The organism is Methanoculleus chikugoensis (assembly GCF_900095385.1).
Taxonomy (GTDB): Archaea; Halobacteriota; Methanomicrobia; order Methanomicrobiales; family Methanoculleaceae; genus Methanoculleus; species Methanoculleus chikugoensis_A.
The window spans coordinates 14,090-36,129 of sequence record NZ_FMID01000004.1 but is presented as its reverse complement, the minus strand read 5'-3'; the positions used below and the strand labels follow the sequence as shown (position 1 = coordinate 36,129).

Genomic DNA, 22,040 nt, shown 5'->3' with positions numbered 1-22,040 from the left:
CCATGGAGTGCGTGAATGAATCGGCAGTTTCTCCGGTCATCGGCGTGATGCTGATCTTGGTCGTGACGATCATCATCGCGGCGGTCGTCAGCGCGTTCGCGGGGGGCATGATAGGCACAGAGACCAAACCTCCCCAGGCAACAATCCAGGGAACATACAGCCTGTCTTCGGATATTCTCCAGCTTCATCATGCTGGGGGGGATCAACTGCCAACACAAAAAATTATTATAACGATCCAGCAGAACGACGAGGACTTCGGGGGGTATATGAGCCTTTTCAGCCAAAAAGGGACGGGTGCGGGATTAATCGTTGCAAATAAGTCGTGTATCCGTAACTCTGGCGGGGAATGCTGGCTCAATTCGACAACGGGCGCCTTCGAGGTACCGGTATTCCGTCCCGGAGAGACGATGTTCTACACAGATGTTATCAAGAAAAACATAGTAAATCTTGATCCCGTCGGCAAGTCCCTGATTCTCCAAGTGAGTACTACAGAAGGAAAACTTATCTCAAAGAGCAAGGTGATGATCGATCCATAGAAAAGAAATCATCCTCAATTCCAGGAGTGGTTTTTCCTTTCCTGGTAAACACTATCTTTTTGGTTAGTGTACTGCGAAGAACGAGAGAAGGATGGGGTTTAACACCATCCAATCCCTTATTTTTATTGCAAAATGAACGAGGCACCCGATCCCTTCTGGAAGACCGCCGGGGATGCCCGGCAGTACGACGAGTTCACCAAAACGACGTTCGCCGCAATCTACCCGGTCATCGCCGGGCAGGTTCTGGAACGAACCGGGATTTCACGCGGCACCTGCCTTGACGTGGGATCCGGACCCGCCCCGCTCGCGATCGCCCTTGCCCTCCAATCGGATCTCCGGGTCACTGCACTCGACAGCTCATCCAAGATGCAGTCGCTCGCCGCCCGGAATATCCATGACCGTGGGCTCGAGGGCAGGGTTATCCCCATGCTCGGCGACGTCCATGCGATCCCGGCTGATGGGGAAACATTCGACCTCGTGGTGAGCAGGGGTTCTTACCATTTCTGGGTCGATCTCCCCGGGGCGCTCCGGGAGATCCACCGGGTCCTGAAATCCGGCGGCATGGCATACATCGGCGGGGGATACGGCAGCCTGGAAGCCAGAAAGAGCGTTCTTGCCGGGCGGAAGAAGCGTGGGATCGTGGACGACCCGGACAACCCGTCCCGGCCGCGGTTCCGGAAGTTCCGGCCCGGGGAGATCGAATCTTCGATTGAAGCCGTCGGGATCGAGGATTACCGGATCATCAGCGATGATTCCGGGTTCTGGATGGTAATCAGGAAATCGGCATAACGTCGCGGCCTGAATCGTACATATGGCAATCGTTTTCCCGGCAGCAACGTGCAGGTAGCCGGATCTTTCCGGTCCGTGCCCGACGAGATGCAGGCCGGGATCTCCGGAATTCCCGAAGAACAACAAGTCCGCGTATATTATGCCGGGGGAACGACCGGCCTCTCGACTATCTCATTGGGTCGCCTCATTCGCAGTTGGTCGATGTCTGCGGGGGCTGAATGTCGCGGGAAGCCCGGTTCCCGATGGTTCTCAGTCGCCTGCGGCGACCGGGGAGTCGGTGCTAATGTGGAAACCGGACCCGGTCATACCAGCAAGCGAGGAATTCGCTGCCCTGGTCTATAACGATACGGCATGGCAGCTGATCCCGGCCGTGCAGAACTACAGGGTCTACCTGACACCAAGCAAGCCATACAACTGGTTCGCCCGCCCGCCGGGCGTCAACCGGATCGTTGGCATCCCGTGGACAGCGCACGTGCTCTACCCCGGCCTGTTCCTGGAGGACAGGTTCAGGGAGAAGGCAAAGGAATTCTACGCGATCTTTTATCACTACGATCTGAGCGGCGAGGAACTCACCGCCTTACTGTCCGGGTAACAGGGAGGTTCCCATGGCAGATGATGAATTTTCAGGCAAAAGAAAAATTGTCCGATATTCAGGCTCGTAGTAATCGACCGGAGAGTAAAACAAAATAGGTATATTTTTCAAAAAGTAAGTGTAATTTGTTTAATGCAGGCTGGTGCAAACAGGCCGGAGTACTCTGATGAAACTGATTATCTGTGGAAAAGGCGGATCCGGAAAGAGCACGATCACCGCGCTCCTGGCCCGGCAGTATGCCCGTGAGAGAAAGCGGGTCGTGGTCGTTGATACCGATGTGTCCAACGTCGGGCTGCACCGAATCCTGGGGATGGACCCCCCACCGGACCTGATCGGGTATTTCGGCGGCAAGACAAAGATGATGGAGTTCATGCGCGGGTCGCGGCGGGGGGATGTTCCTGCGGACACGCCTGCTCTGGGAACATGGACCTATGACACGATCCCCAAAGAATTCAGCTCGGTACAGGATGGTGTGCAGCTGGTCTCGGTCGGCAAGATCAACGAGGCGACCGAGGGCTGCAAATGCTCCATGAGCGCGCTTGCCCGGCAGTTCATCCTCGGCCTCTCACCGGCTGAAAACGATCGTGTCATTATCGATACCGAGGCCGGCATCGAGCATTTCGGCCGGGGGTTCGACACGTTGTGCAACGCCATCCTCATGGTCATCGACCCCTCGTACGAGTCACAGTGCCTTGTCGGGAAGATCTCGGGCATGGCGGACTCGATCGACGTACCTCTGTACTTTATCCTGAACAAGACGGATGAGGCCACTTCGGCGGCCCTGCGGGACACCATTCCGGACACGGCCCGGATCATCGGCGAGTTTACCCTCGACCCCGTGCTGATCGAAGCCGGTCTTATGGGCCAGGCGGTGCCGAGCGGTTACCCGGCCGCGGCCGCGGTCCTGGAACGCCTTGCAGCCCGGGTCGAAGGGACATGTCCCGCCGGATAATGACCAATGCCGGCGCAGATGCCCAGAACCACACCGGTTCTTCCGGCATCTCCCGGGAGGAATTACCATGAAACTGATGATTTGCGGAAAAGGCGGGTCAGGAAAAAGCACGGTTGCGGCGCTCCTTGCAAAGCAGTATGCGCATGTCGGGAAACGGGTTGTTGTCGTGGACGCGGAGGTCTCAACGGTGCTCGGCCCCCACCGCCTCCTTGGGACCGGTGTCCCTCAGGACCTGATCGGATATTTCAACGGGGAAAAGTCGGTGAGGGAGAAGATGAAGGCTCTCCGGCAGGCCGAAATCCCACCGGAAACTCCCCTGCTCGGCACCTGGACGTATGACACCATCCCGCAGGATTTCAGCTCGGAAAATGACGGGGTAAAACTGGTGACAATCGGGAAAATCAGGGATACAACCGTGGCATGCAAATCGCCATGGATGGCGCTTGCCCGGCAGTTCATCCTTGGGCTGGATCTTGCAGAGAATGATCGGGTCATCGTTGATGCGGAAGCGGGCATCGAGCACTTCGGCCGGGGAATCGATGCCGCATGTGATGCCGTCCTGATGGTCATCGACCCTTCGCACGAATCTGTCCGTCTTGCCGAACGGGCATCGGGCATGGCGGATTTTGTGAACGTACCCCTGTATTTTGTCCTGAACAAAACCGATGTGAACACATCCCCGTTTCTCCGGAAGGTCATCCCGGCCGGGAACCCGATTATCGGGGAATTCCCCCATGACCCGGAACTTCTTCGGGCCGGAATTGAAGGTCGGGCGCTCCCTGGCGGGTACCCTGTGGCTGCAGCAGTCCTCGATAACCTTGCAGTCCTGCAGGGGTGATCCTGATTTCCCGCGAGAGAGTTACAATGCCAGTTAAAAAGAACACCATTCCCCAGGCTTAAAAACATACCCTTTGAGTGGAACCATGAAACTGATGATTTGCGGAAAAGGCGGGTCAGGAAAGAGTACGATCACCGCGCTCCTTGCCCGACAATATACTGCGGAGGGAAAACGGGTCGTAGTCCTGGACACCGATGTATCAAATGTCGGGCTTCACCGTATCCTTGGAACAGCCGCACCCCCGGACCTGACCGGGTACTTCAGCGGGAAACGGTCGATGAGGGAGGCCATGAGAAATGCCCGGCAGAATGGGATCCCTCGCGGGACCCCGCTTTTGGGCACGTGGACCTTTGACACAATTCCCCCGGAATATCTTTCTGAGAACAGGGGCGTGGCTCTGGTCTCGGTGGGAAAGATCCGCGATGCAACGCAGTTCGGCAAAGGCCGCTGGGTCGGACTTGCCCGCCAGTTTCTTGCCGGGCTGGTTCTTGCCGCTGACGATCGGGTCATTATCGATACCGATGCGGGGGTAGAACACCTTGCGCGGAAGATGGGAGAGGCATGCGATGCCATCATCGTGGTCGTCGACCCCTCGTACGAGTCCATCTGTCTTGCAGCGACCGTGTCGGGTATGGCAGATCAGGTGCATGTCCCCGTCTATTTCGTCCTGAATAAAACGGATGTGCATTCGTCTGCGTTCCTCCGGAACGCATTGCCGGATTCGTTCCGGATCATCGCAGATTTCGGGCAGGACCGTGCCATTCTCGGAGCCGGGTTCACGGGCTGTCCGCTTCCTGCAGGCAACCCTGCTGTCATGTCGGTTATCGAGATGATCGAGGGAGTCCATGCGGCACAGTCCGGTTGTGCCCCGCTAAGAACATGATACTGGAGAGTCAGGTCAATGGAGAATAAAATTTCGTGGATAGTCGTCGTCGCATTGCTTGCGGCCATTGTATGCGGCATGTACGTCGTGCTTGTCGAACTGAACAATGTGGTGGCGGAGGCCCCGGCAGCGACGCCCGGTTCCTCTGCCGTAAGTGAGAGCACACTCCCGTCCGGACAATTTGTGGAACAGAATGCCTCGTATCGAACCGTAACCGATATGGCCGGGCGCAGGGTAACCATCCCCGCAAACGTTTCCCTGGTGCTCTGTACCGGCCCGCCCCCGACAACGTTCGTGTACATGCTTGCGCCGGAGAAACTGGGGAACGTCGAATCTTCTGCAACCAACCAGAGCGGATTGAACCTCTCATCGATTTCGACCCGTCTCACCACTACCGGCGGGGGTTCGACCAACTATGAAGCCTACATTGCCATGTCCCCGGATCTTGTTTTCATCTCCTGCGAATCGGGGCTCTCAGATCCCGGGAAAGCGGACCTGACCCAGGAGAAACTCGGGACTATCCCGGCGGTATGCGTGGACAATGCCCGCAACGCCACCATGTACGGCCCGACGCTCCTCTTTATGGGCGATGTCCTCGGCGTTCCCGATGTGGCTGCCAGACAAAATGCGTATTACCAGTCCGTACTCGCCGAGGTCCAGACAAAGGTCGCCGCGATCCCGGAGGAAAAACGCGTGCGGGTCTATTATGCGGAAGGTACCGACGGTCTCTCGACCGATGCCGGCGGTTCGTGCCACTCGCAGTTGATCGATGTCTGCGGCGGGATCAACGTAGCCGGCACCGACGCCCCGTTCAGTTCCTCGTCAGCGACCGTGACCAAGGAGTTGGTGCTGGTGTGGAAACCGGACCTGATCATCACAACAAGCAAGGAATTCACCGCTCAGGTCTATGACGATACGGTATGGCAGCTGGTCCCGGCCGTGCAGAACCGCAGGGTCTACCTGACACCAAACAAGCCATACAACTGGTTCGACCGCCCGCCGGGCGTCAACCGGATCGTGGGCATCCCGTGGACAGCGCATCTCCTTTACCCGGACCTCTTTTCCGAAGAGTGGTTCCGGGCAAAGGCAAAGGAGTTCTACCATTTGTTCTACCATGTCGACCTGAGCGATGAGGAGCTGACTTCGCTGCTATCCGGGTGAAAAAAAGGTCCCGTTGTGCCCGATATCGGTAGGGTAAATCAACACGTTCCGCGGGAACTCGTAGGGTGAACAGTCAGATGAACACACAATTGCCTGCATGTTGTTTTTGCAGGCAACAAACAACCAGAGGATTAAAAATGCACCAGGACACGAATGTAAAGAACTGGATCGACTGCTGGAAATCGTCGAGAGGTACACCTGACCCCATGAGCAAGCTCGGGTCGGTCGAGTTATGGAACGAGCGGGCCGACAACTTTGCAAAGGTGCTTGACCCGAAGAAGAGACAGAAGCGGATGGATGAGATCTTCTCGCTGCTGGATGAGGTCGGGTTCCGGGCGGAAGGTTCCCGCGTACTCGATATCGGGTGTGGGCCGGGGGCGATATCCATCCCGCTCGCCCGCGCCGGTGCAGAGGTGACATCGCTTGACATCTCGTATAAGGCCCTTGAGTACCTGAAGGACAACGCGGAATGCGAAGGGCTCTCGATCGAGCCGATCGAGGCCTCGTGGTGGACGGCAGACATCGACGAGCTCGGCCTGCGGAACAAGTTCGATCTTGTCGTGGTCTCTGCAACGCCTTCGGTCAAGGACCTTGAGACCTTCGAGCGGATGATCGCCTGTTCCCGGAAGTTCTGCTATTACAGCCATTTCCTCCCGGGCGGGAGGGGTCAGGCCAATGACGAGGGCCTCAGGAAGATCCTCGAGAAAGAGTCGCCCCGGCCCTCCCGCGGTTCGATGTCCGGGTTCATGTACAATTTCATGTACCTGTACCTGAACGGTTACCGTCCCATCGTGCGGGTCAATCATAACAAAAGGGAGACTGCTGTTGGCTGGGAAGAGGCGGCCGACCGCACAATTAAGTCTCTTGAACGCAGGGGGGGATGCACGGCAGCGACAGAGAAAAAAGTTCGGGACTATTACAAGGCAGCAGCGGTGGACGGAAAGTACCACTCTGTCTCCGAGGGGTATTCCGGCATGATGGTATGGAACGTGAATATTGAGGAACAAGCGAAAGGATCATAATCTCCGGATTCATGCGGATCCGTGAGCGCTGTTTGGGATCCCATGGGCCGGTATGGGATCAGTTCCGGGCAATCCCTGTCAGGGCGCCCGGATCTGAACATATACCAGATCAATATTCTGCTTTTACGGTATACAATCGCCCAAGCGTTGTCTGTTTTCGGAGAGATAGCCGGGTTGAGCAGTTCAACTGTATCGCCTGTATGCCCGGTCATCGTCAGGCCGGGTTGCAGGCAGACCTCACAGGCATGCTCCTTGAACTGAATTACAAAAAAAATGTCACATTCGGTTAGAATTTCACATTCCATCTAACCACACAGGTTTCCCGTCCAGGAGCCATAAGAGCCATTACATACTCACGTTATACTTCCGCTGGTGCTTCCGGAGCGCCGTCTCCATGTCCGGCGCATTCATCACATCATATTCAAACCTTGCCGGATCGCTGATGGCAACGGACATCGCAACATTGATCCCGTTCTCAAAGAGTACGTCCGGGATCAACTGCGCGCTCGAGCCGTAAAGCGCACGGATTCGGGCATGCTTCGCATACCCGACGACTTCCTCAAAGGTGCCGTTGACGAGCGTCGAGCCGGTGATGATCGCAACATCTGCGTCCCTAAGGACCTCTTTGTTCTCCTCCGCCGGGTGGACCATGATGCCTGCGGGTCCGTACTTGATTGTGTCGCCGACAACCGTTGTCCGGAACGTCTCCGGCGGCCGCTGGTCGGTGACGTGCAGTTCGCGGCACCGCCCCGCATAGCTCTTCACCAGCCCACCGTACCCGACGATAACCATCTTATCATCGCTTTTTACCTGGTCTTTGACCTCGATCCCGACCGAATATCCCTTTGCCAGCAGTACCTCATCGGTAACGAGCGGCTGTGAGAGTGCGTTGAGCGCGGCAAGAGCAACGGAACGCCTGCTGATACGGGGTTCGGCAAGGCAAGCGGATGCAACCTCAAAGAGGGGTTTTCCGACAAAGGATTGTAAAAATACCAGATCCTGCCGTGTTTCTTCTGTGCCGTAGAGCGGGTTGTTGTCCACAAAACTCATGGCAACTCCTGAGCACCCCCTGGTCCCGATCACGGCATTCCAGCCCGGGTTGAGGCCGAAGTTCTTTACCGCCGGTTCCGGCAGCCTGAGCCGCCGGTATTCGGCGATGAGTTTTGCATACGCCTTTTCAAGAATTGTTATGGGAGTGTCGCACATCATGGTCTCATTGTCCTGATCTCTGAAGCATACCGGAGAGTCTGCCGCCGGAAAACGATCCGGATGTCGAAAGTATAATAATACCATTAAACATTTTAATTTTGTCAATAATAAATATTTATAGCACTGCAGGAAAACAGAGAGCCGGGTATTGGAGAGGAGAGGAAACACGGATGATCGATATCGGCAAGATTGACTGGAACGAAGAATGGAAACGATCGGGGCCCGGACAGAAAGGGAGCAGAGGGTCGATCTCCTGCCTTGGTCGGTGGTCGGATCCAAAACGATGCAGAAAATATGACAAAACGGCCAAAGCGGACAACTGGGGGCGGTCGTGGGCACGAATCCGGGCGATGAAGATCACCCCGGCATCCAGGGTTCTGGATATCGGAGCCGGTCCCGGTACGCTCGCCGTCCCCCTATCTGGACTCGTCCGGCACGTTACCGCGATCGAACCCTCTGCCGGGATGGCTGAATGCCTGATGGAGAATATACGGGCATCCGGCATACGAAATATCAGGGTTCTTACCCGGAAGTGGGAGGATCTGGATATTTCGACGGACCTCGATCCCCCCTACGACATCGTGGTGGCATCTTATTCGCTGGGTTTCCCCGACCTCCGCGATGCCCTGCTGAAAATGAACGATGCCTCGGAGAAATACGTGTACATCTTCTGGTTCGCAGATATGCAGTCTCCCTGGCGACGGAATTACGGTGAGATCTGGGAACATCTCTTCGGGGTTCCAAACAAAGAACCCGGAAGGCCAAATATCATCTTCAACCTGCTCAATCAACTTGGCATCTATGCCAATGTTGAAATATCGAAGGAAGGGCACATTACGAGTTTCTCCAGCATCGACGAGGCGGTGGCCGATCAGGGGGCCGGCCTGGGGCTGACCACAAAAGAGCAGGAATCGATACTCCGTGAGTTCTTGACGCAGAAATTACAGCCTGATAACGGGAATTACCTGCTTCGTGGGACGTCATATCAGGCAAAAATCTGGTGGGAAAAGGAAGGGTGATCCCCTTCCGGAACAATCTTTACTCCGTCTCTGTGTAATACGATCCCCGGGCGCAATTGCCGCACATGATCGTCTCTTCCGTCACAATCTCCTTGTCGTCCAGGATCATTTCGCCGCACCTGTTGCAGCGAGCCCGGTGCTTCGGGAGGCCGGGAAGGTCGCCATCCGGGATCATGACCCTGACTCTCCGCACCCTGAAGAGATCATCCTCCGGTGCGTCACGCAGAATTTTTCCTGCTTCTTTCATAGCTTCGGGACCGGATTTCTCCGTCCGCTTCTTCTCCAGGACCGAGACCCTGACGGCATCCTGTGTCGCCAGGTTGATGAACGTGGCGGCAAACTTGCCGTAAGGCAGGTATTTCAGAGTGCGGTGGCCGAGCGAGCACCCCGTGATCGCCTGGATTGCATCCGCAATGCAGCGATCAATCTCTACGTACACGATAAGATCTCTGTTTCTTACCATCGGGTCCATGTGGAGCTCCCGCATCCCGATCATCGTCATCCGGGTCCCGAGCACGATCCCGGCGCACATGTCGCCGTGGAACTCTTTTGCCCGTGCCAGGAGGAGATCACTATCGGCCATCGTTCCTCCCGGCTCCTGCTATCTGCTCTAACAGCTTCATACCGTATATGTCTCAGATGAGTTAACATATAATCTTTGACATTTGGATAAGTTAAATGAATATCCTTATTTGTCCGGGAGTGAAACCAATATTCAGTCCATTTCGTGCCCGACTGTTCCCCGGCGAAGAACTGGACTTCAAATCCGTTGAGGTGACTGAAATGAACGAAAAAGCGGTACAAAAAGGTGAATTAGAGGGAATAGCAGCATACAAGGAAGCTGTACTAAAAGGAGATTTCGGCAAAATAACAGGATATTTCTCTTTACATGACTGGGGAGTGATCGTCTTTTTTGCAATTGTCGCATTCGCTACGAGCAGTTACGGGCTTCGCTACATCCTTCCGGGAGGGACTGCCCCGAGTTTTGTCCACGGATTTCTAAAATTACCCGGACCGGGAGCGGGCATCTTCATCAGCAGCGCCTTCATCTGTGTCTGGCTTGTGCTTGCGATCCTCCTGGTAAAAAAACCCGGCACTGTTCTGTGTGTGACCTTCCTGATGGTCATTCTTAGCACAGCGGCGTCGCTTATAACCGGAGGGAATGTCCGGTTTGATTATCTGCCGTTCCTCGTTGCGATCATCATCGAGGGAGCAGGACTGCTGTCGCTGGAGAAGAAACCGTACCGGTACATCTTTCCATCATTCCTCACGATCATGGGCCTCATCACCCTTGCGCTGATGCTGACCGGCAACGCGAAGATGGGCGAGAGCGGCGCGGCGGCTACCGTCTTCCCGCTCGGGTACGCGGTATCCGGTATCTTTGCCCTTGGTCTTGCCGTCATCTTCTTCTCGTATCCCTCGGTGAAGTTCATCATCGGCGCCGGTTGCGCGGAGATGTTCAACATCGTCTTCCGCTGGGCAACCCATGGGAAGACCGGCCTCTTCACCTGGGTTCCGGTGCCCCTGGCGATCCCACCGCTCCTGACGTTTGCCTTTGTCTGCGGTGCAGTGATGGCGTTCCTGGCATACTGCGTATACATCCTTTTCCAGACCTACCGGGGAGAAGGTCCGCTGGCACGGTTTAACCAGTGAAGGAGGGAGGGATCAAATGACACAACTGTTTTGGGATGTGCGCCAATGATCGGAAAAGAAATGAAATCAACCGGATACTTCTCCTTCAGGGAACTGGGGATGATTGCCTTGCTTGCTATACTTGCCGTTTTCAGCGGTACGTATGCGCCGGTGTATCTCCTGCCCGGAGGCAGCATTGCCGGGTTCGTCCACCAGTTCCTGATACTGCCGGGGCCGGGAGCGGGTGTGTTCGTCTTCGGGAGCATCCTGTGCTTCTGGCTTGTCCTCGGTCTTCTTCTCGTGAAAAAACCGGGAACAGCAGCGGTCATGTCGCTGCTGATCGTCGCCATCGACCTCCTCATCGGAACACAGGCTGTCAGCATCCATGCAATCGACGTGATAGTACTCGTCGCCGTGATCATCGAGATACTGACCATGCTTCCCCTCACGAACACCCCCCTGAAGTATGTGACTCCCGCGCTGCTGGCCGTGCTTGGTGCGACGACCCTGCTCCTTTTCCTTGCCGGGCAGGCCAAGATGGGAGAGAACGGTGCGCCAGCCACCTCGTTCCCGCTAGGCTACGTCGTTATCTCACTGATTGCTCTCTGTTACGCAGTGATCTGCTACCGCCACCCGGCAAAGTATCTGGCTGCATCCGCCATTGCCAACATGTATTATCTCCTTCACTTCTGGCTGTTCTGGGGCAGTTCATTCGCAGGAAGATTCCCTGTAGCCCCGGATATCATCCCGGTACTGCTCTGCGTCGCCGCAGTCGGCGGAGTGCTATCTGCATCCGGCGCATATGCAATCGATCTTCTCGTGAAGATGTACAGCAAAGCAGATGACGGCTTGGTGCAGGGTCAATGAGAAATATTTATCTTTTTGTAAAAGTTATGCATATCTATGAAACCAAGGGAGGTGAACTCGCGTGTGCATACCCGTAATTCTTCCTGAAGCGGCGATCGGTCTTGCGGCGGCCCATATCCTGGGTGTCGGACTGATTGCAGGAATCGTAGTGATGAACTCCAATGGTGTAAGGAAGGCAATGGGTGCTCTTCTGGGCATCTGGGAAGATCCAAAGACAGATCCGGACATCGTTCGTGCCACATAGACACCGTAAGATACAGTATGTCAGTGTATGACTATGTAGTACCTCCGATCCTGCAGCTGGAGCCCACGACGGCCTGCAACCTTAATTGCCCGTTCTGTCTGCGCAGTTCCCTGAACCGGTCGGAGGAATCCATCACTTTTGAGGCGTTCCGAAAGATCATCGATGCCTCGAAGAGCCGGTTCCTGACACTCCATGGGTGGGGGGAACCGCTCCTGCATGCAGATCTTCCTGCGATGATCTCCTACGCTTCCGGGAAGAGAATGTCTGTGAATTTTACTACGAATGCGACGTTGCTGCCCGGAAGAACGGACGAACTCCTGAACTCCGGGCTCGATGCGATCGCCTTCAGTTTTCCGGATTCACACCTGTTCGGGCCGATTGTCGAGAGAAATGTCAGCGGATTTATCCGGAAACGATCCGCCGGAAACCGGAAATCCCCGAAGACGTACCTGAACATTGCCCTTATAGAGGGAAATTCAAATTGCATCGAGGAGGGGTTTGATCTTGCCCGCGCAACCGGGATCGATGCCGTGAACTTCGAACGCTCCTTCCCGTGGACGGAAGCGCAGACGGAATCGGAAAAAGACCTTTTCGCCTATATTAAAAATGCCGCAAAAAAAACCGGGTGCAAAGTGACCTTGCCGGTGGTTCACTCCCGGCCCTGCCCCCTATTCAGGCTAACCCTTTTTGTCAGATGGAATGGAGATGTTGCTCCTTGCTGCTACCGTGCAGATCTTTCGCTCGGGAATCTGTTGGTGGATAACCTAGCAACGATCCTGAAGAACAGGAGGGCATTTCAGAAAAAAATGAACCTGGATCCGGTATGCCGCACGTGCCGGGTGTAGCGGTTGTTCCTGCATGCATAGGGGGGACACGCGACCGTAACGCTCCGGGTCAGCACCTTCGTATTCTTCCCGGAAAAAGATACGTTGCCCTACCGGTGCGCAAAATACGTGCTCACCCGGCCGCCGTCCGCCGAGTCTACCCTCGCAAACCCGATCCGCTCGAACTGGACGACGTTGTCCGCCTCGCCGGCGACCGGCGGCTCGCAGAACCCCTCGAGGCTTCCCTCCTGCTGCAGAAGGGTGCAGGGAAGTTTCGCGTCCGCCGGCAGCCACTGGATGATCGGCGCCTTCTCGCGCCGGGCATCCTCGAGTGCATCGCCCGCGTAGAATACGTGCGGCGTATCGCCGTCCCACGCGATCCTGATGTTATAGAGGTCTTTTAACCAGACCATGCTCCGGCCCTCGATGTCCGCTCGTGGTAGGAGGAGCTTTCCGGCGGTGACGAGGATGCGGACCCCCGGGAGGGGGCGTCCCTCTCCCGGCATAGAGGTTTTGGAACAACCTCGTATATTATTTTCGTTGACAAAACGATTTTATTAAATATATATGATTAACATAAGATCAGTGGTAGCGTAACGAAAGTTCTGCAGTACTAGAAGCGGACGGTCGGGAGAACGGCATGAAAAGCCTCATCATCTGTCTCCTCAACCCGGCGATGCTGCGGGAAGCATTCCGGCAGGCCGGAGCCATTCATACGAGAGGACCTACAAGAAGGCATATCGGAACGGTTACAGGGGTATCGGGGCGCCTCCCGGCATATGGGAGCCGTTTACAGGCAGGAAGCGGTTGTTTCTGAGGCGCACGGACGCGACCCGGACGTTTTCGATGGGCTACAGAAGCATTCTTGAGATGGAAGGCCGGATTCGAGGGCCCGATTGACGGTGCCGTCCGCGTGGTGAGCATGGAGAATGTCGAAGTGTTGTGGAGAGGAGAGGCATGAGAAGAATACTGTCGTCCGGCAGGCGCGCCGGGCTGTTCCGGCAGGCCGATGAAAAGATGTACATGCCGCGGCGCGGTGCAGATAATGCTATGCACGTCCGAACCCCCGCCCTCCTCCTGATCGCTCTCCTTCTCGTCGCGTGCTGTGGATGTATTGCCCTTGAAAAGGATGACGACCTCGACCCTGCTGAATCGCCATGGTCGGGTGCATATCAGCCGCCTCCGGGCGAAACAGCCCCTGCTTCTTCCGTGACAGGGAACAGGAATACGGTGATCCCGGTCGATCCGGTGCCGGTGCAGCCCGGCGAGCACCTCCCGAACCCGAACACGGCCAACGTCACGCCCATTCCGATGACCCGGATGGATGCCGTAAAGCCCCTCGTGGAGACGACGAAGATCTTCGAGGAACAGTATACCCTCTACCATTCCGCCAGGGGGCTGCAGGTGGACGTCGTCGACGTGCCCTTCATCATCACCTTCTCCGCGACCCCGAAGCACCCCGAACCGGACGCGAACTCCCGGCTCGTCGTCACCGTCCGCGACTCCGAAACCCTCCGGCTCATCACCGACGAGGGTTACCACGGGATATACGGGAGCGACCGGGAGAAGTCGATCAAGCTCTACCGGGCGGGACGCTATATCGTGACCCTGGACGGGCGATTCGTCGATGTGAAGGTGACGATGGGCACCGAGATGACGAGCGTCCCCGGATAGGCCGGGTCAGGGGCTGTCTCTTCGATCGCTATCCAGCCCTTCAGGTTCATACTCATTCTGTCAATCCGGCAGGTCGGCGTCATGAGGCGGCCGGATACCCCGGCCGCCCGGAACAGTGTCCGGGTTTGCACCGGTCAGTTATAGATGGACAATGCCCGGCGCAAACCACGCGGCATTCCGGCCGGCTATGCGCCTTCAGCGGGCGGAGACGACGACCCAGACCCGGCGCAGCGTCACCCCGGGTGCCTGACCGTCGGCGAAGGAGAGCGTCACCGCGCCGTCTTCGGAAGAGAATGTGCAGTTTTCGATGTTGTTGTAGGTCTTATTCATCTCATGGAGCGTCGTGTTGCAGTTCTCCCACAGCGATGTGTTCAGCGGGACCGGGAGGGCTGTGTTGACCGCAACCTCCATTTTCGGGTCGGCGGTCATGTTGATCGGTATCTCTTCCACCGTAGCATCCAGCGAAAGCGTCCCGATGCCGTTTCCGCTCGCGAGGTTATCTTCCCCGGGCTCGAACGTCACGAGCGATATCCGGACGGCGGTGCAGTTGCCCCCCGCACCCTCGTGCTCGATCCCGATGAGCGATCCGGCGAACCCCGAGGTCTTCGCGCCCTTGCGAACTTCCTCCATATCCGTGTATTCGAGCGGCGTCTGGAGGACTCCGTCAGTGACGTTGGTGTAGCCGTACTGCCAGGCGTACCCCTGGTCGCGCCAGAAGTTGTCCATCGGGGTGTAGGAGAACCGCGTCAGGTTGCAGTGGTAGGGCGTCCCGTTCAGGGTCACGTTCGCAACCGGCCCTCCCGGGTCCTCGATGACCCGGAGCGTCCCCCCCGACCTGACCGGGTCGAGGATCATATCTCCCCCGCCGAGGGGGATGCGTTTCGAGAGGCGCATATCCTGTTTAAGCGCCGCGGCGGTGGTCATGTCCGACCCGAACGCGAGGAACGACTCCTCGACCGCGTGCAGGTGCTCCACCTCCGCCTGCTGCTTGAGCGAGGGAATGACGACGGCGTTGTAGGCCGAAAGGAACGTCACCAGGACGGCGAGGAGGAGCATCGCCGCGACGACCGGCGAGACGGCGCGATCGTCCATTACCGCACCTCCCCGGTGAAGAGGACCGCCCGCGGCATGACGAGGCGCACCGTCTCGTCGCCGGCGACCGTCCAGTTCACGACGATGCTGCTCCCGAGGTCGAAGACCTGCTTTTCAGGCGACAGGATGAACGTATCGGAGCGGTACTTCCGGGTCGCGGTGGTGTTCGAGACGACGATTTCGAGGTCGGCCGCCCGCACCCAGTCGCCGCCCTTATGGTAGAGCGTGACGTTCTCCGTTGTATTCGTCATCATGATGGTGACCGTCGGCGCCCGCTCGGTGGGGAGGAAGTTCCCGAGCGATACGGCGAAGACGCCGACGAGGAGGAGCACGAGGGAGATCATGAGCATCTCCCCGACGACTTCGGATACCGCTTCATCGTTCATAGAGCACCCCCGATGAAGACGACGAAGACCACGACCGTCGCGATGAGGAAGACGATGCTGTGCTTGAACCCGGAGAGGATGCTGTTTGCGCTGAGTTGCCCGGCCATGATGCCCGAGAACGCCCCGAGGACGATGGCGACGTGAAACATGTCGGTCGTGTTCCCGGCGACGTCCAGGGCGACGTCGAATGCCGTGAAACTCGACACGAACCGGGTATTGAGTTCGAGGGCGGTGTAGAGGTAGACGCCGAAGGAGAGGTAGACGACGGCGATGTAGGTGAACGCCGAGTTGAACCGCTCCCGTTTCATCTTGAGATAGTGTTCGAAGTCGCTGATGGCGACCATGAGCGTCTCCCGCAGGTGATCGGTGATCTCGCTCGCCTTCACCACGAGCGATATCGCGCGCTTCACCGAGACGAGCCCGATCCGCTCCTCCATCCGGACGAGGGCGTTGCCGATGCTGACGCCCCGCCGGATCTCCTCGGAGGTGATCTGTAGTTCCGAACTCAGGAGCCCGAGTTTCGTGTTTGCGATCCGGTGGATCGCCGACTGGAGCGTCATCCCGATATCCTTCATATCGGCAAGTTCGCGCAGGAACTCCGGCATCTGGCGCTCGACGTTGTTGACGTACCACCGCCTCCCCTCGTAGGCGATCATCACGGGGAAGAAGGAGACGCAGACGATGGCGCAGACGCCGACCTCCAGGGTGTACATCGGGAACCACGCGTCGAAGTAGCCGAGCAGGAGAAGAGCGGTGGCGCCACCGCCGCAGAGCATCGCGAGCACGAGGCTCCAGCCGTAGTTCGAGATGTAGTGACGGAACGGCTGTCTCAGCGCCTTCATAATCCCGAGGGTGCGGTTCCGCGCCTTTAAGGCCTTGATCAGCCGCGGGTCGACGTCTCCTCCCGGGTCCGGGACGTCGAGGCGCTCGCGGTCCCCCCGCTCCTGCCGGCTGATCTGGAGATTTTCAGCGGGGAGGAGGGTGTACAGGATCCCGATCATCGCCAGCGCCCCGGCAGGAATGCCGAGGGTGATCAGCGGCATCCAGCCCGCGAGATCGCCCTGTCCGGCGAGGTTCTGCGAGAGGATCATGATCATGATGACGATCGGGCCCGCCACGAACGCCGTGACGTAGACCTCGGCCATGATCTCGATGGTCTGGAGCGCCATCTCCTGCTCGCGCTCCGCGACGTCCCTGAAGAACCCGGAGCGCGCCCCGAGGAACGCGGTGATGTCCCCCCCGCTGTCGGAGAGGAGGGCGAGGTCGTTGAAGAAGTCGGCGAGGTTCGGCGACGGCGTGGTGCGCTGGATGTTCTTCATCGCCGTATGCAGGTCTTCGCCGAAGAGTTCCACATCGCGCACGACCACGCCGAACTCTTTTGAAACCTCCCCGAAGAGATCCATCTCTTCGTAGACCTTCCGGATGACCTCGTAGAGGGTCATGGTGGTGGAGAGGGCCTCCATGTAGGTGATGGCGTAGGGGAGGTCGAGGTCGATCTCTGTCTTCCTCCCCTGTGCGACGAGGAAGGGGTAGCTGTAGAGGGCGCCGGAGACACCGGCGATCAGGACGAGGAAGAGGATGATCTTTGTGGCCGCGTCGGGGACGACGGAGAAGAGGAGGATCCGGTAGCCGGCGTGGGTGAGGTAGGCGATGATCGCGAGGTATACGGCTGCCGCGCCGGCGGTGGCAAGGATGACCTGTCGCAGATAGGCGGGATACGCGATGGGGATGTGCGCCATCCGCAGCGCCCTCCGGAGCTGGCCGCCGTCCGGAAGGGGCAGGTCACTCAGGACCGACATCTGCGCCTCCTCCGAATGCGGCTATCCGGCGGATCAGGTCGTCCACGCCGATACCCCCGTTCGCGTGTATCCGTGCGAGGAACTCCGCGCGGCGTGCAAGTTCCCTCTCCAGTTCGTCGGCTGACCACCCGCGCCTTCTGGCGATATCGTCGAGGACATGCGAACCGCTGCTTTCCCGGTGAAACTCATCGGTGAGGGGGTCCCAGCGGTAGAGGCAGTCGTGGACGATCTCCCTCCCCTGCTCGACCCGGATCTCGTGGAGCGAGTCGCACCGCCTGGCTGTTCCATCGTTCAGGTAATGGAGAGACTGGATGACCATCAGGTCCAGCGCCCCGAGCATCGCGGTCGGCACGTTGATCGGGTCGCTGACCAGGCGGTTGATCGCCTCGTCGATGCTGCCGGCGTGGAGGGTCGAGAACGTCGTATGCCCGGTGTTCATCGCCTGGAAGAGTGTCTGGGCTTCACGGCCGCGGACCTCCCCGACGATGATGAACTCGGGGCGCTGGCGGAGCGCCGCCTTGAGGAGGGCGAACATGTCAACGTCTCCTCTCGAACCCCTGACGTTGATCTCGCGGGTCTGCGTCGGCAGCCAGTTCTCGTGCGGGAGCTGGATCTCGCGGGTATCTTCGATGGAGACGATCTTTGAGTGGTGGGGAATGAAGAACGAGATCGCGTTCATCGTCGAGGTCTTGCCGCTCGCCGTCCCGCCGACGACGATCATGCTCTTGCGGTTCTCGACGGCAAGCCAGATGCACGCGAGCACCTCCGGGCTGTAGGTCCCGTACTCGATGAGCGAGACGGGCGTCATCGGGTCTTTGCGGAACTTCCGGACGGTGAACGAGCTCCCCCTGGTGGAGACGATGTCGGAGAACGTCAGCTGGATACGGGAGCCGTCGGGGAGCGACGCATCGACGAGCGGCGTCGTGAGCGATATCTGCCGGTCCGCCTTCTGGGCGATCTTGAGGACGAACCGGTTCAGTTCGTCGCCCTTAAACGTGATGTTCGTCGGCATACTCTCGTAGAGCCTGTGATAGACATAGACCGGGACGCCGACGCCGTTGCAGCTGATGTCCTCGAGGTAGTCGTCGTGCATCAGGGGTTCGATCCTGCCGAACCCCTGGAAGTTGCGCTTCAGGTAGTAGTAGAGGACAGCGATCCGGTCTTTGGCCAGTTTCGGTGCGAACCGCCGCAGGATCGGCACCACGTCGTCGTACGTGAGGCTGATCTCGTTCTTTTCCCGGGGCGAGTCGAAGAGGAATACATCGCGTATGTAGTCATGGGCTTCGTTGAGGAGGATGTACTCCGAGGGTTCCAGAGCGGGTTCGAAGACCTCATACTTCAGACTTGAGTTTTTATCCCGGGTGACGACGGCGTACGAGAACCCGGGGTCCAGCCAGTAGGTATTGACCGTGCCGTCGCCGGCGGAGGGGAGGGCCAGGCTATCGAAGGCGATCTCTGCCCCCGGCGCGTCGCGCGCCCTGAAGCGTGCGGCCAGGGTTTTGACGCCACCAAGTATCCTGGACGGAACTCCTCCGTTCGGGATGCTTCCGTTTTCTTCCGTCGAACCCTGATCCCGGTGCCTGAAGCGTTCGGTCAGCGCCTTGATACTCCCGGGTATCCTGAGCCCTGCGGTCGGGGTAGCTCCGTATGCTTCCTCTGTCGAGCCCTGCTCCCTGCGCTGCAACACCTCTAATCTCCTGGAGTATTTTTTATAGTTAATTAGTCCCCTAAGTTAACTATCTTATGTATACTCGCGAGGGTCTTTCCTGGGTGACGATCTCCTTGTGCGTGGCGGTGATGGTGGCCCGATCGTCGCGTCTGCCACAATCGATGAGAACCCGGACGGCACGGATGTTTTTCTATGAGTTCATCTGTTGGTTATGTGTAGTAACACTTATTATATAAATTATAATAGATTGTAATACTGGTGCAGATACGTCCGGGAGAATAAAAGATGGTATTCGGGGAAGGGTAGGGCCGTGCAGGTATTCTTTTCCGCGGTGAACGCCGTCCTGCTGGTAACCGTGGGCATCGTCGTCGCGAACATCCTCGCCGAGACCGGGGTCTTTTCCCGGCTTTCATCGTTCACCGGGCCGTTTTGCAAGATCTCCGGCCTCTCCGATGCGTGCGTCCTCTCGATCGTCGCGATGGGGGTCAACGCCACGGCAGGAAAGTCGATGCTCGCCGAATACTACCGCGACGGGAAGGTGACAGAGCGGGAGGTGATCCCGATCCTTATCATGGGCGCCTTCCCGGTGGTGCTCGGGGAATCGCTCTTCCGCGTCCAGCTCCCTGCGGCCCTGATCCTCCTCGGCCCTGTTGTCGGGGGGATCTACACGGGGCTGAACCTCTTCTCAAGCGGCATCCAGGCGCTTTTCGCCCTCCTCTACAGCCGCCGGTTCCTCGCAGATCCCGGACATGTGATCGCCCCGGTTCCTGCTGCCCCCGTGGCCGCGCTCGCGCTCAATCGGGGTTCTGTCATCGCCGGGTGCAGGAAGGCGGTCCCGCCGCTCCGGCGGGTCGTTCCCATCACCCTGGTCGCGCTGATCGTTTTTTCGCTTCTCTCCGCGACGGGGGTCATGGACGGCGTCGCTGCCGCGTTCGACCCGCTCCTCCGGGCCGTCGGCCTTCCCGGCGAGAGCGCCGCGGCGCTCGTGGCGCAGTTCGTCCACTTCTCGGCGGGCTACGCGATCGTTGCGTCCCTGCTGGACGGGGGCGTCCTCACGCTCGAGACGGCGCTCGTCACGCTCGTCCTCGGGAGCATGGTGGTCATCACCATGATCTACGTCAAGTACTCCGTGCCGCTCTACCTCTCGCTCTTCGGTCGGTTCGGCGTCCGGGTGGCGCTGGTCACGTACGCGGCGAGCATGGCTGCGAAAGTGGTTACGATCACGCTGGTGCTTCTTCTGTTCTGAGAGAAATGAGTACAGAAAAATGTGGTGGGGTTCAGGGTTTGATGATCACTTCAGTCTGTCCAAAGACCCGGCCTGCATCGTCGACAAACTCCACATAGAATGTTCTTCCGATATTGTCGAGATTGTCGAACTTGTAGGTTGCGCTTGCTCCGGGCTGCAGGAATGTAGAATTGTGATAGGGTGAAAGGATATGATGCGTTTCCCCGGGTCGGAAGGCCTTTGCGCCTGTCACACCGCTTGCTGCTAACCAGGGAGTTCCATCTGGGTAGGCAGTAGTTTTCTTCTCGTCGGTGATGCTTGTCTTGTTCACGACCCATCTCATGTGCTCGGCGTTCCCGAAGGTCTTTGAGGGCCGGACGATCACGTTGGTCGATATCGTTGCGATGGCGTCGCCACCGAGATGTTCGATGGTCATGCCGTCAGCCTGGCTGTACGTCGCTCTGAGCTGCACCTGCTGGAGTTTCTCCGATCCGCTACCCATGCCGCCAGCGAAGGCGCTCACCACTGCCGCGATGATGACCGTCACCACGAGCATCAGCATCACGCCCACCACCGGGGACACCGCATCGTCACGTTGTCTTCTCATTGTCTATCCCTCCACCACGACATTTTTCTCGAAGATGACCTTCCCGCTCGGGATATGTGCAAGTTTCACGCTAACCACATCTCCCGGCCGGAGATGGTACCAGTCCTCGCCGAGGATTGCCATCATCGCGTCGCAATCCTGGTTTGCGAGGCTGAACGTCGAGCCATCTGTGTATTGGTATCGCGATCCAGGCGTGACCCCGTAGCCGCCGTAAGTCTCGTTCCATCCGTATGCACTGTTGTGCATCGCTGTTCCGGCCATGATAGTGTAATTCCCGAAATGCTGCGATGATGTGTAATTGCCGGATGCCACCCAGTCTCCTGCACCTGGACCGAAGCCCAGTGGCGAGTGGTATGTACTTTCAGGGGTGCCGGTAGCGTTCTTGTAATGTGTGTTCGGCTCTATCGAAGGTCCGGTGATCGTTGCCCCTCCTGTGGTACCGTCCGATGCCTTCCAGCTGGTCACCAGTCTCAGGTCCTTTGTGGGGATGCCTTCGCTGGTACCAAGGCAGGTCAGGTCGAAACTGCTCCCGCCCCAGGAACCGTCGTTTGAAATGACGCACTCGAAAGAGGCTTGAGGCGCTGTTTGCTCGCTCTTCATCATGCCGCCTGCAAACGTGGAGACAACGGCGGCGATGATTATCGTGACGACCAGCATCAGCATCACCCCAATCACCGGCGAAACAGCGTCTTCGGTTATGTGCTGTTCTTTCATGTGTTTCTACTCCTTTTCAGTTTCGTGAGATCTGGTATTACAGATCGATCGATAAATAACACTAAGTGGAATATTAATGTTTTTATTTAGTAAAGCCGTCCGGAGTGCCGCCCGGGGGAAGGGGGTATCCCTGAACATCCTGTATCCGCTCCGGTGTGTTCCGGTGCAGTGGACGCCGGGAGGGGAAAACCTACTCGCGGCCTCGTGGTGCTCATGCTCCTTTGGGTCAATCCTCCCTATCAGACAGCCGGAAAATTTCATTCTTGCTATATCGTTGATTTATGCCGGATTTGAGCCCTAAACCGG

The 22,040-nt window shown here is 57.9% G+C and carries 24 protein-coding genes; 15 read left to right on the top strand and 9 right to left on the bottom strand.

Features of this window, described 5'->3' with window-relative positions:
* Positions 1-11 precede the first annotated feature (11 nt).
* The 8 genes from L21_RS14005 (at position 12) to L21_RS00570 (ending at position 6,773) form a co-directional block, all read left to right on the top strand.
* A complete protein-coding gene (locus tag L21_RS14005; RefSeq protein ID WP_256711777.1) occupies positions 12-536 on the top strand; it encodes a type IV pilin N-terminal domain-containing protein in 525 nt (174 codons plus the stop codon).
* 132 nt (positions 537-668) lie between these two features.
* Positions 669-1,325: a class I SAM-dependent methyltransferase gene (locus L21_RS00600; protein WP_074368572.1), complete on the top strand. Its 657-nt coding sequence runs from the start codon at positions 669-671 to the stop codon at positions 1,323-1,325.
* Between the two features lie 283 nt (positions 1,326-1,608).
* A complete protein-coding gene (locus L21_RS00595; protein WP_074368571.1) occupies positions 1,609-1,917 on the top strand; it encodes a TroA family protein in 309 nt (102 codons plus the stop codon).
* Between the two features lie 166 nt (positions 1,918-2,083).
* Positions 2,084-2,869 carry an ATP-binding protein gene (locus tag L21_RS00590; protein WP_074368570.1) on the top strand — a complete coding sequence of 262 codons (786 nt, stop codon included), beginning with the start codon at positions 2,084-2,086 and terminating at the stop codon, positions 2,867-2,869.
* A 67-nt stretch (positions 2,870-2,936) separates the two neighbouring features.
* Positions 2,937-3,707, top strand: coding sequence for an ATP-binding protein (locus L21_RS00585; protein ID WP_074368569.1), 771 nt, complete (start codon positions 2,937-2,939; stop codon positions 3,705-3,707).
* 85 nt (positions 3,708-3,792) lie between these two features.
* A complete protein-coding gene (locus L21_RS00580) occupies positions 3,793-4,590 on the top strand; it encodes an ATP-binding protein (protein WP_074368568.1) in 798 nt (265 codons plus the stop codon).
* A gap of 18 nt (positions 4,591-4,608) precedes the next feature.
* Positions 4,609-5,751: an ABC transporter substrate-binding protein gene (locus tag L21_RS00575; protein ID WP_074368567.1), complete on the top strand. Its 1,143-nt coding sequence runs from the start codon at positions 4,609-4,611 to the stop codon at positions 5,749-5,751.
* A 137-nt stretch (positions 5,752-5,888) separates the two neighbouring features.
* Complete coding sequence (locus L21_RS00570) at positions 5,889-6,773, top strand: class I SAM-dependent methyltransferase (RefSeq protein ID WP_074368566.1); 885 nt, start codon at positions 5,889-5,891, stop codon at positions 6,771-6,773.
* Positions 6,774-7,118: 345 nt separating this feature from the next.
* Here L21_RS00570 and L21_RS00565 read toward each other — a convergent pair whose 3' ends face one another.
* Positions 7,119-7,982, bottom strand: coding sequence for a Rossmann-like domain-containing protein (locus L21_RS00565; RefSeq protein ID WP_178377656.1), 864 nt, complete (start codon positions 7,980-7,982; stop codon positions 7,119-7,121).
* 170 nt (positions 7,983-8,152) lie between these two features.
* Here L21_RS00565 and L21_RS00560 point away from each other — a divergent pair, with 170 nt between their 5' ends.
* Entirely contained in the window at positions 8,153-9,001 is an 849-nt protein-coding gene (locus L21_RS00560) for a class I SAM-dependent methyltransferase (RefSeq protein WP_083608668.1), read from the top strand.
* A 19-nt stretch (positions 9,002-9,020) separates the two neighbouring features.
* Here L21_RS00560 and L21_RS00555 read toward each other — a convergent pair whose 3' ends face one another.
* Positions 9,021-9,584, bottom strand: coding sequence for an FmdE family protein (locus tag L21_RS00555; RefSeq protein WP_074368564.1), 564 nt, complete (start codon positions 9,582-9,584; stop codon positions 9,021-9,023).
* Between the two features lie 95 nt (positions 9,585-9,679).
* Between L21_RS00555 and L21_RS00550 the strand changes: the two genes are divergently transcribed.
* The 4 genes from L21_RS00550 (at position 9,680) to L21_RS00540 (ending at position 12,589) form a co-directional block, all read left to right on the top strand.
* On the top strand, positions 9,680-10,654 hold the full coding sequence (locus tag L21_RS00550; RefSeq protein ID WP_143727173.1) for a hypothetical protein: 975 nt from the start codon (positions 9,680-9,682) through the stop codon (positions 10,652-10,654).
* Positions 10,655-10,699: 45 nt separating this feature from the next.
* On the top strand, positions 10,700-11,500 hold the full coding sequence (locus tag L21_RS00545; protein WP_074368562.1) for a hypothetical protein: 801 nt from the start codon (positions 10,700-10,702) through the stop codon (positions 11,498-11,500).
* A gap of 61 nt (positions 11,501-11,561) precedes the next feature.
* The gene (locus tag L21_RS13710) at positions 11,562-11,744 is read left to right on the top strand and encodes a hypothetical protein (protein WP_143727172.1); all 183 of its coding nucleotides are present in this window, start codon (positions 11,562-11,564) and stop codon (positions 11,742-11,744) included.
* Between the two features lie 17 nt (positions 11,745-11,761).
* Complete coding sequence (locus L21_RS00540; protein ID WP_074368561.1) at positions 11,762-12,589, top strand: radical SAM protein; 828 nt, start codon at positions 11,762-11,764, stop codon at positions 12,587-12,589.
* An 89-nt stretch (positions 12,590-12,678) separates the two neighbouring features.
* On the opposite strand, the gene L21_RS00535 is transcribed toward L21_RS00540, so the two are convergent.
* Entirely contained in the window at positions 12,679-13,074 is a 396-nt protein-coding gene (locus L21_RS00535; protein ID WP_256711762.1) for a hypothetical protein, read from the bottom strand.
* A 451-nt stretch (positions 13,075-13,525) separates the two neighbouring features.
* Between L21_RS00535 and L21_RS13705 the strand changes: the two genes are divergently transcribed.
* Positions 13,526-14,242, top strand: coding sequence for a hypothetical protein (locus tag L21_RS13705; RefSeq protein WP_143727171.1), 717 nt, complete (start codon positions 13,526-13,528; stop codon positions 14,240-14,242).
* Between the two features lie 195 nt (positions 14,243-14,437).
* Here L21_RS13705 and L21_RS00525 read toward each other — a convergent pair whose 3' ends face one another.
* The 4 genes from L21_RS00525 to L21_RS00510 are packed head-to-tail and all read right to left on the bottom strand — an operon-like array spanning position 14,438 to position 19,206.
* Complete coding sequence (locus L21_RS00525; protein WP_074368559.1) at positions 14,438-15,334, bottom strand: hypothetical protein; 897 nt, start codon at positions 15,332-15,334, stop codon at positions 14,438-14,440.
* Complete coding sequence (locus L21_RS00520; RefSeq protein WP_074368558.1) at positions 15,334-15,720, bottom strand: type IV pilin N-terminal domain-containing protein; 387 nt, start codon at positions 15,718-15,720, stop codon at positions 15,334-15,336. The genes L21_RS00525 and L21_RS00520 overlap by 1 nt, the downstream gene beginning before the upstream one ends.
* The gene (locus L21_RS00515; protein ID WP_074368557.1) at positions 15,717-17,519 is read right to left on the bottom strand and encodes a type II secretion system F family protein; all 1,803 of its coding nucleotides are present in this window, start codon (positions 17,517-17,519) and stop codon (positions 15,717-15,719) included. The genes L21_RS00520 and L21_RS00515 overlap by 4 nt, the downstream gene beginning before the upstream one ends.
* Entirely contained in the window at positions 17,503-19,206 is a 1,704-nt protein-coding gene (locus tag L21_RS00510) for a type II/IV secretion system ATPase subunit (RefSeq protein WP_143727170.1), read from the bottom strand. The genes L21_RS00515 and L21_RS00510 overlap by 17 nt, the downstream gene beginning before the upstream one ends.
* Positions 19,207-19,498: 292 nt before the next feature.
* On the opposite strand from L21_RS00510, the gene L21_RS00500 reads away from it, so the two are divergent.
* A complete protein-coding gene (locus tag L21_RS00500; protein WP_074368555.1) occupies positions 19,499-20,434 on the top strand; it encodes a nucleoside recognition domain-containing protein in 936 nt (311 codons plus the stop codon).
* A 31-nt stretch (positions 20,435-20,465) separates the two neighbouring features.
* Here the strand turns inward: L21_RS00500 and L21_RS14000 are convergent, their stop codons facing one another.
* A complete protein-coding gene (locus L21_RS14000) occupies positions 20,466-21,020 on the bottom strand; it encodes a type IV pilin N-terminal domain-containing protein (protein WP_083608667.1) in 555 nt (184 codons plus the stop codon).
* A gap of 3 nt (positions 21,021-21,023) precedes the next feature.
* Positions 21,024-21,734 carry a type IV pilin N-terminal domain-containing protein gene (locus tag L21_RS00490; RefSeq protein ID WP_074368554.1) on the bottom strand — a complete coding sequence of 237 codons (711 nt, stop codon included), beginning with the start codon at positions 21,732-21,734 and terminating at the stop codon, positions 21,024-21,026.
* Positions 21,735-22,040: the final 306 nt, after the last annotated feature.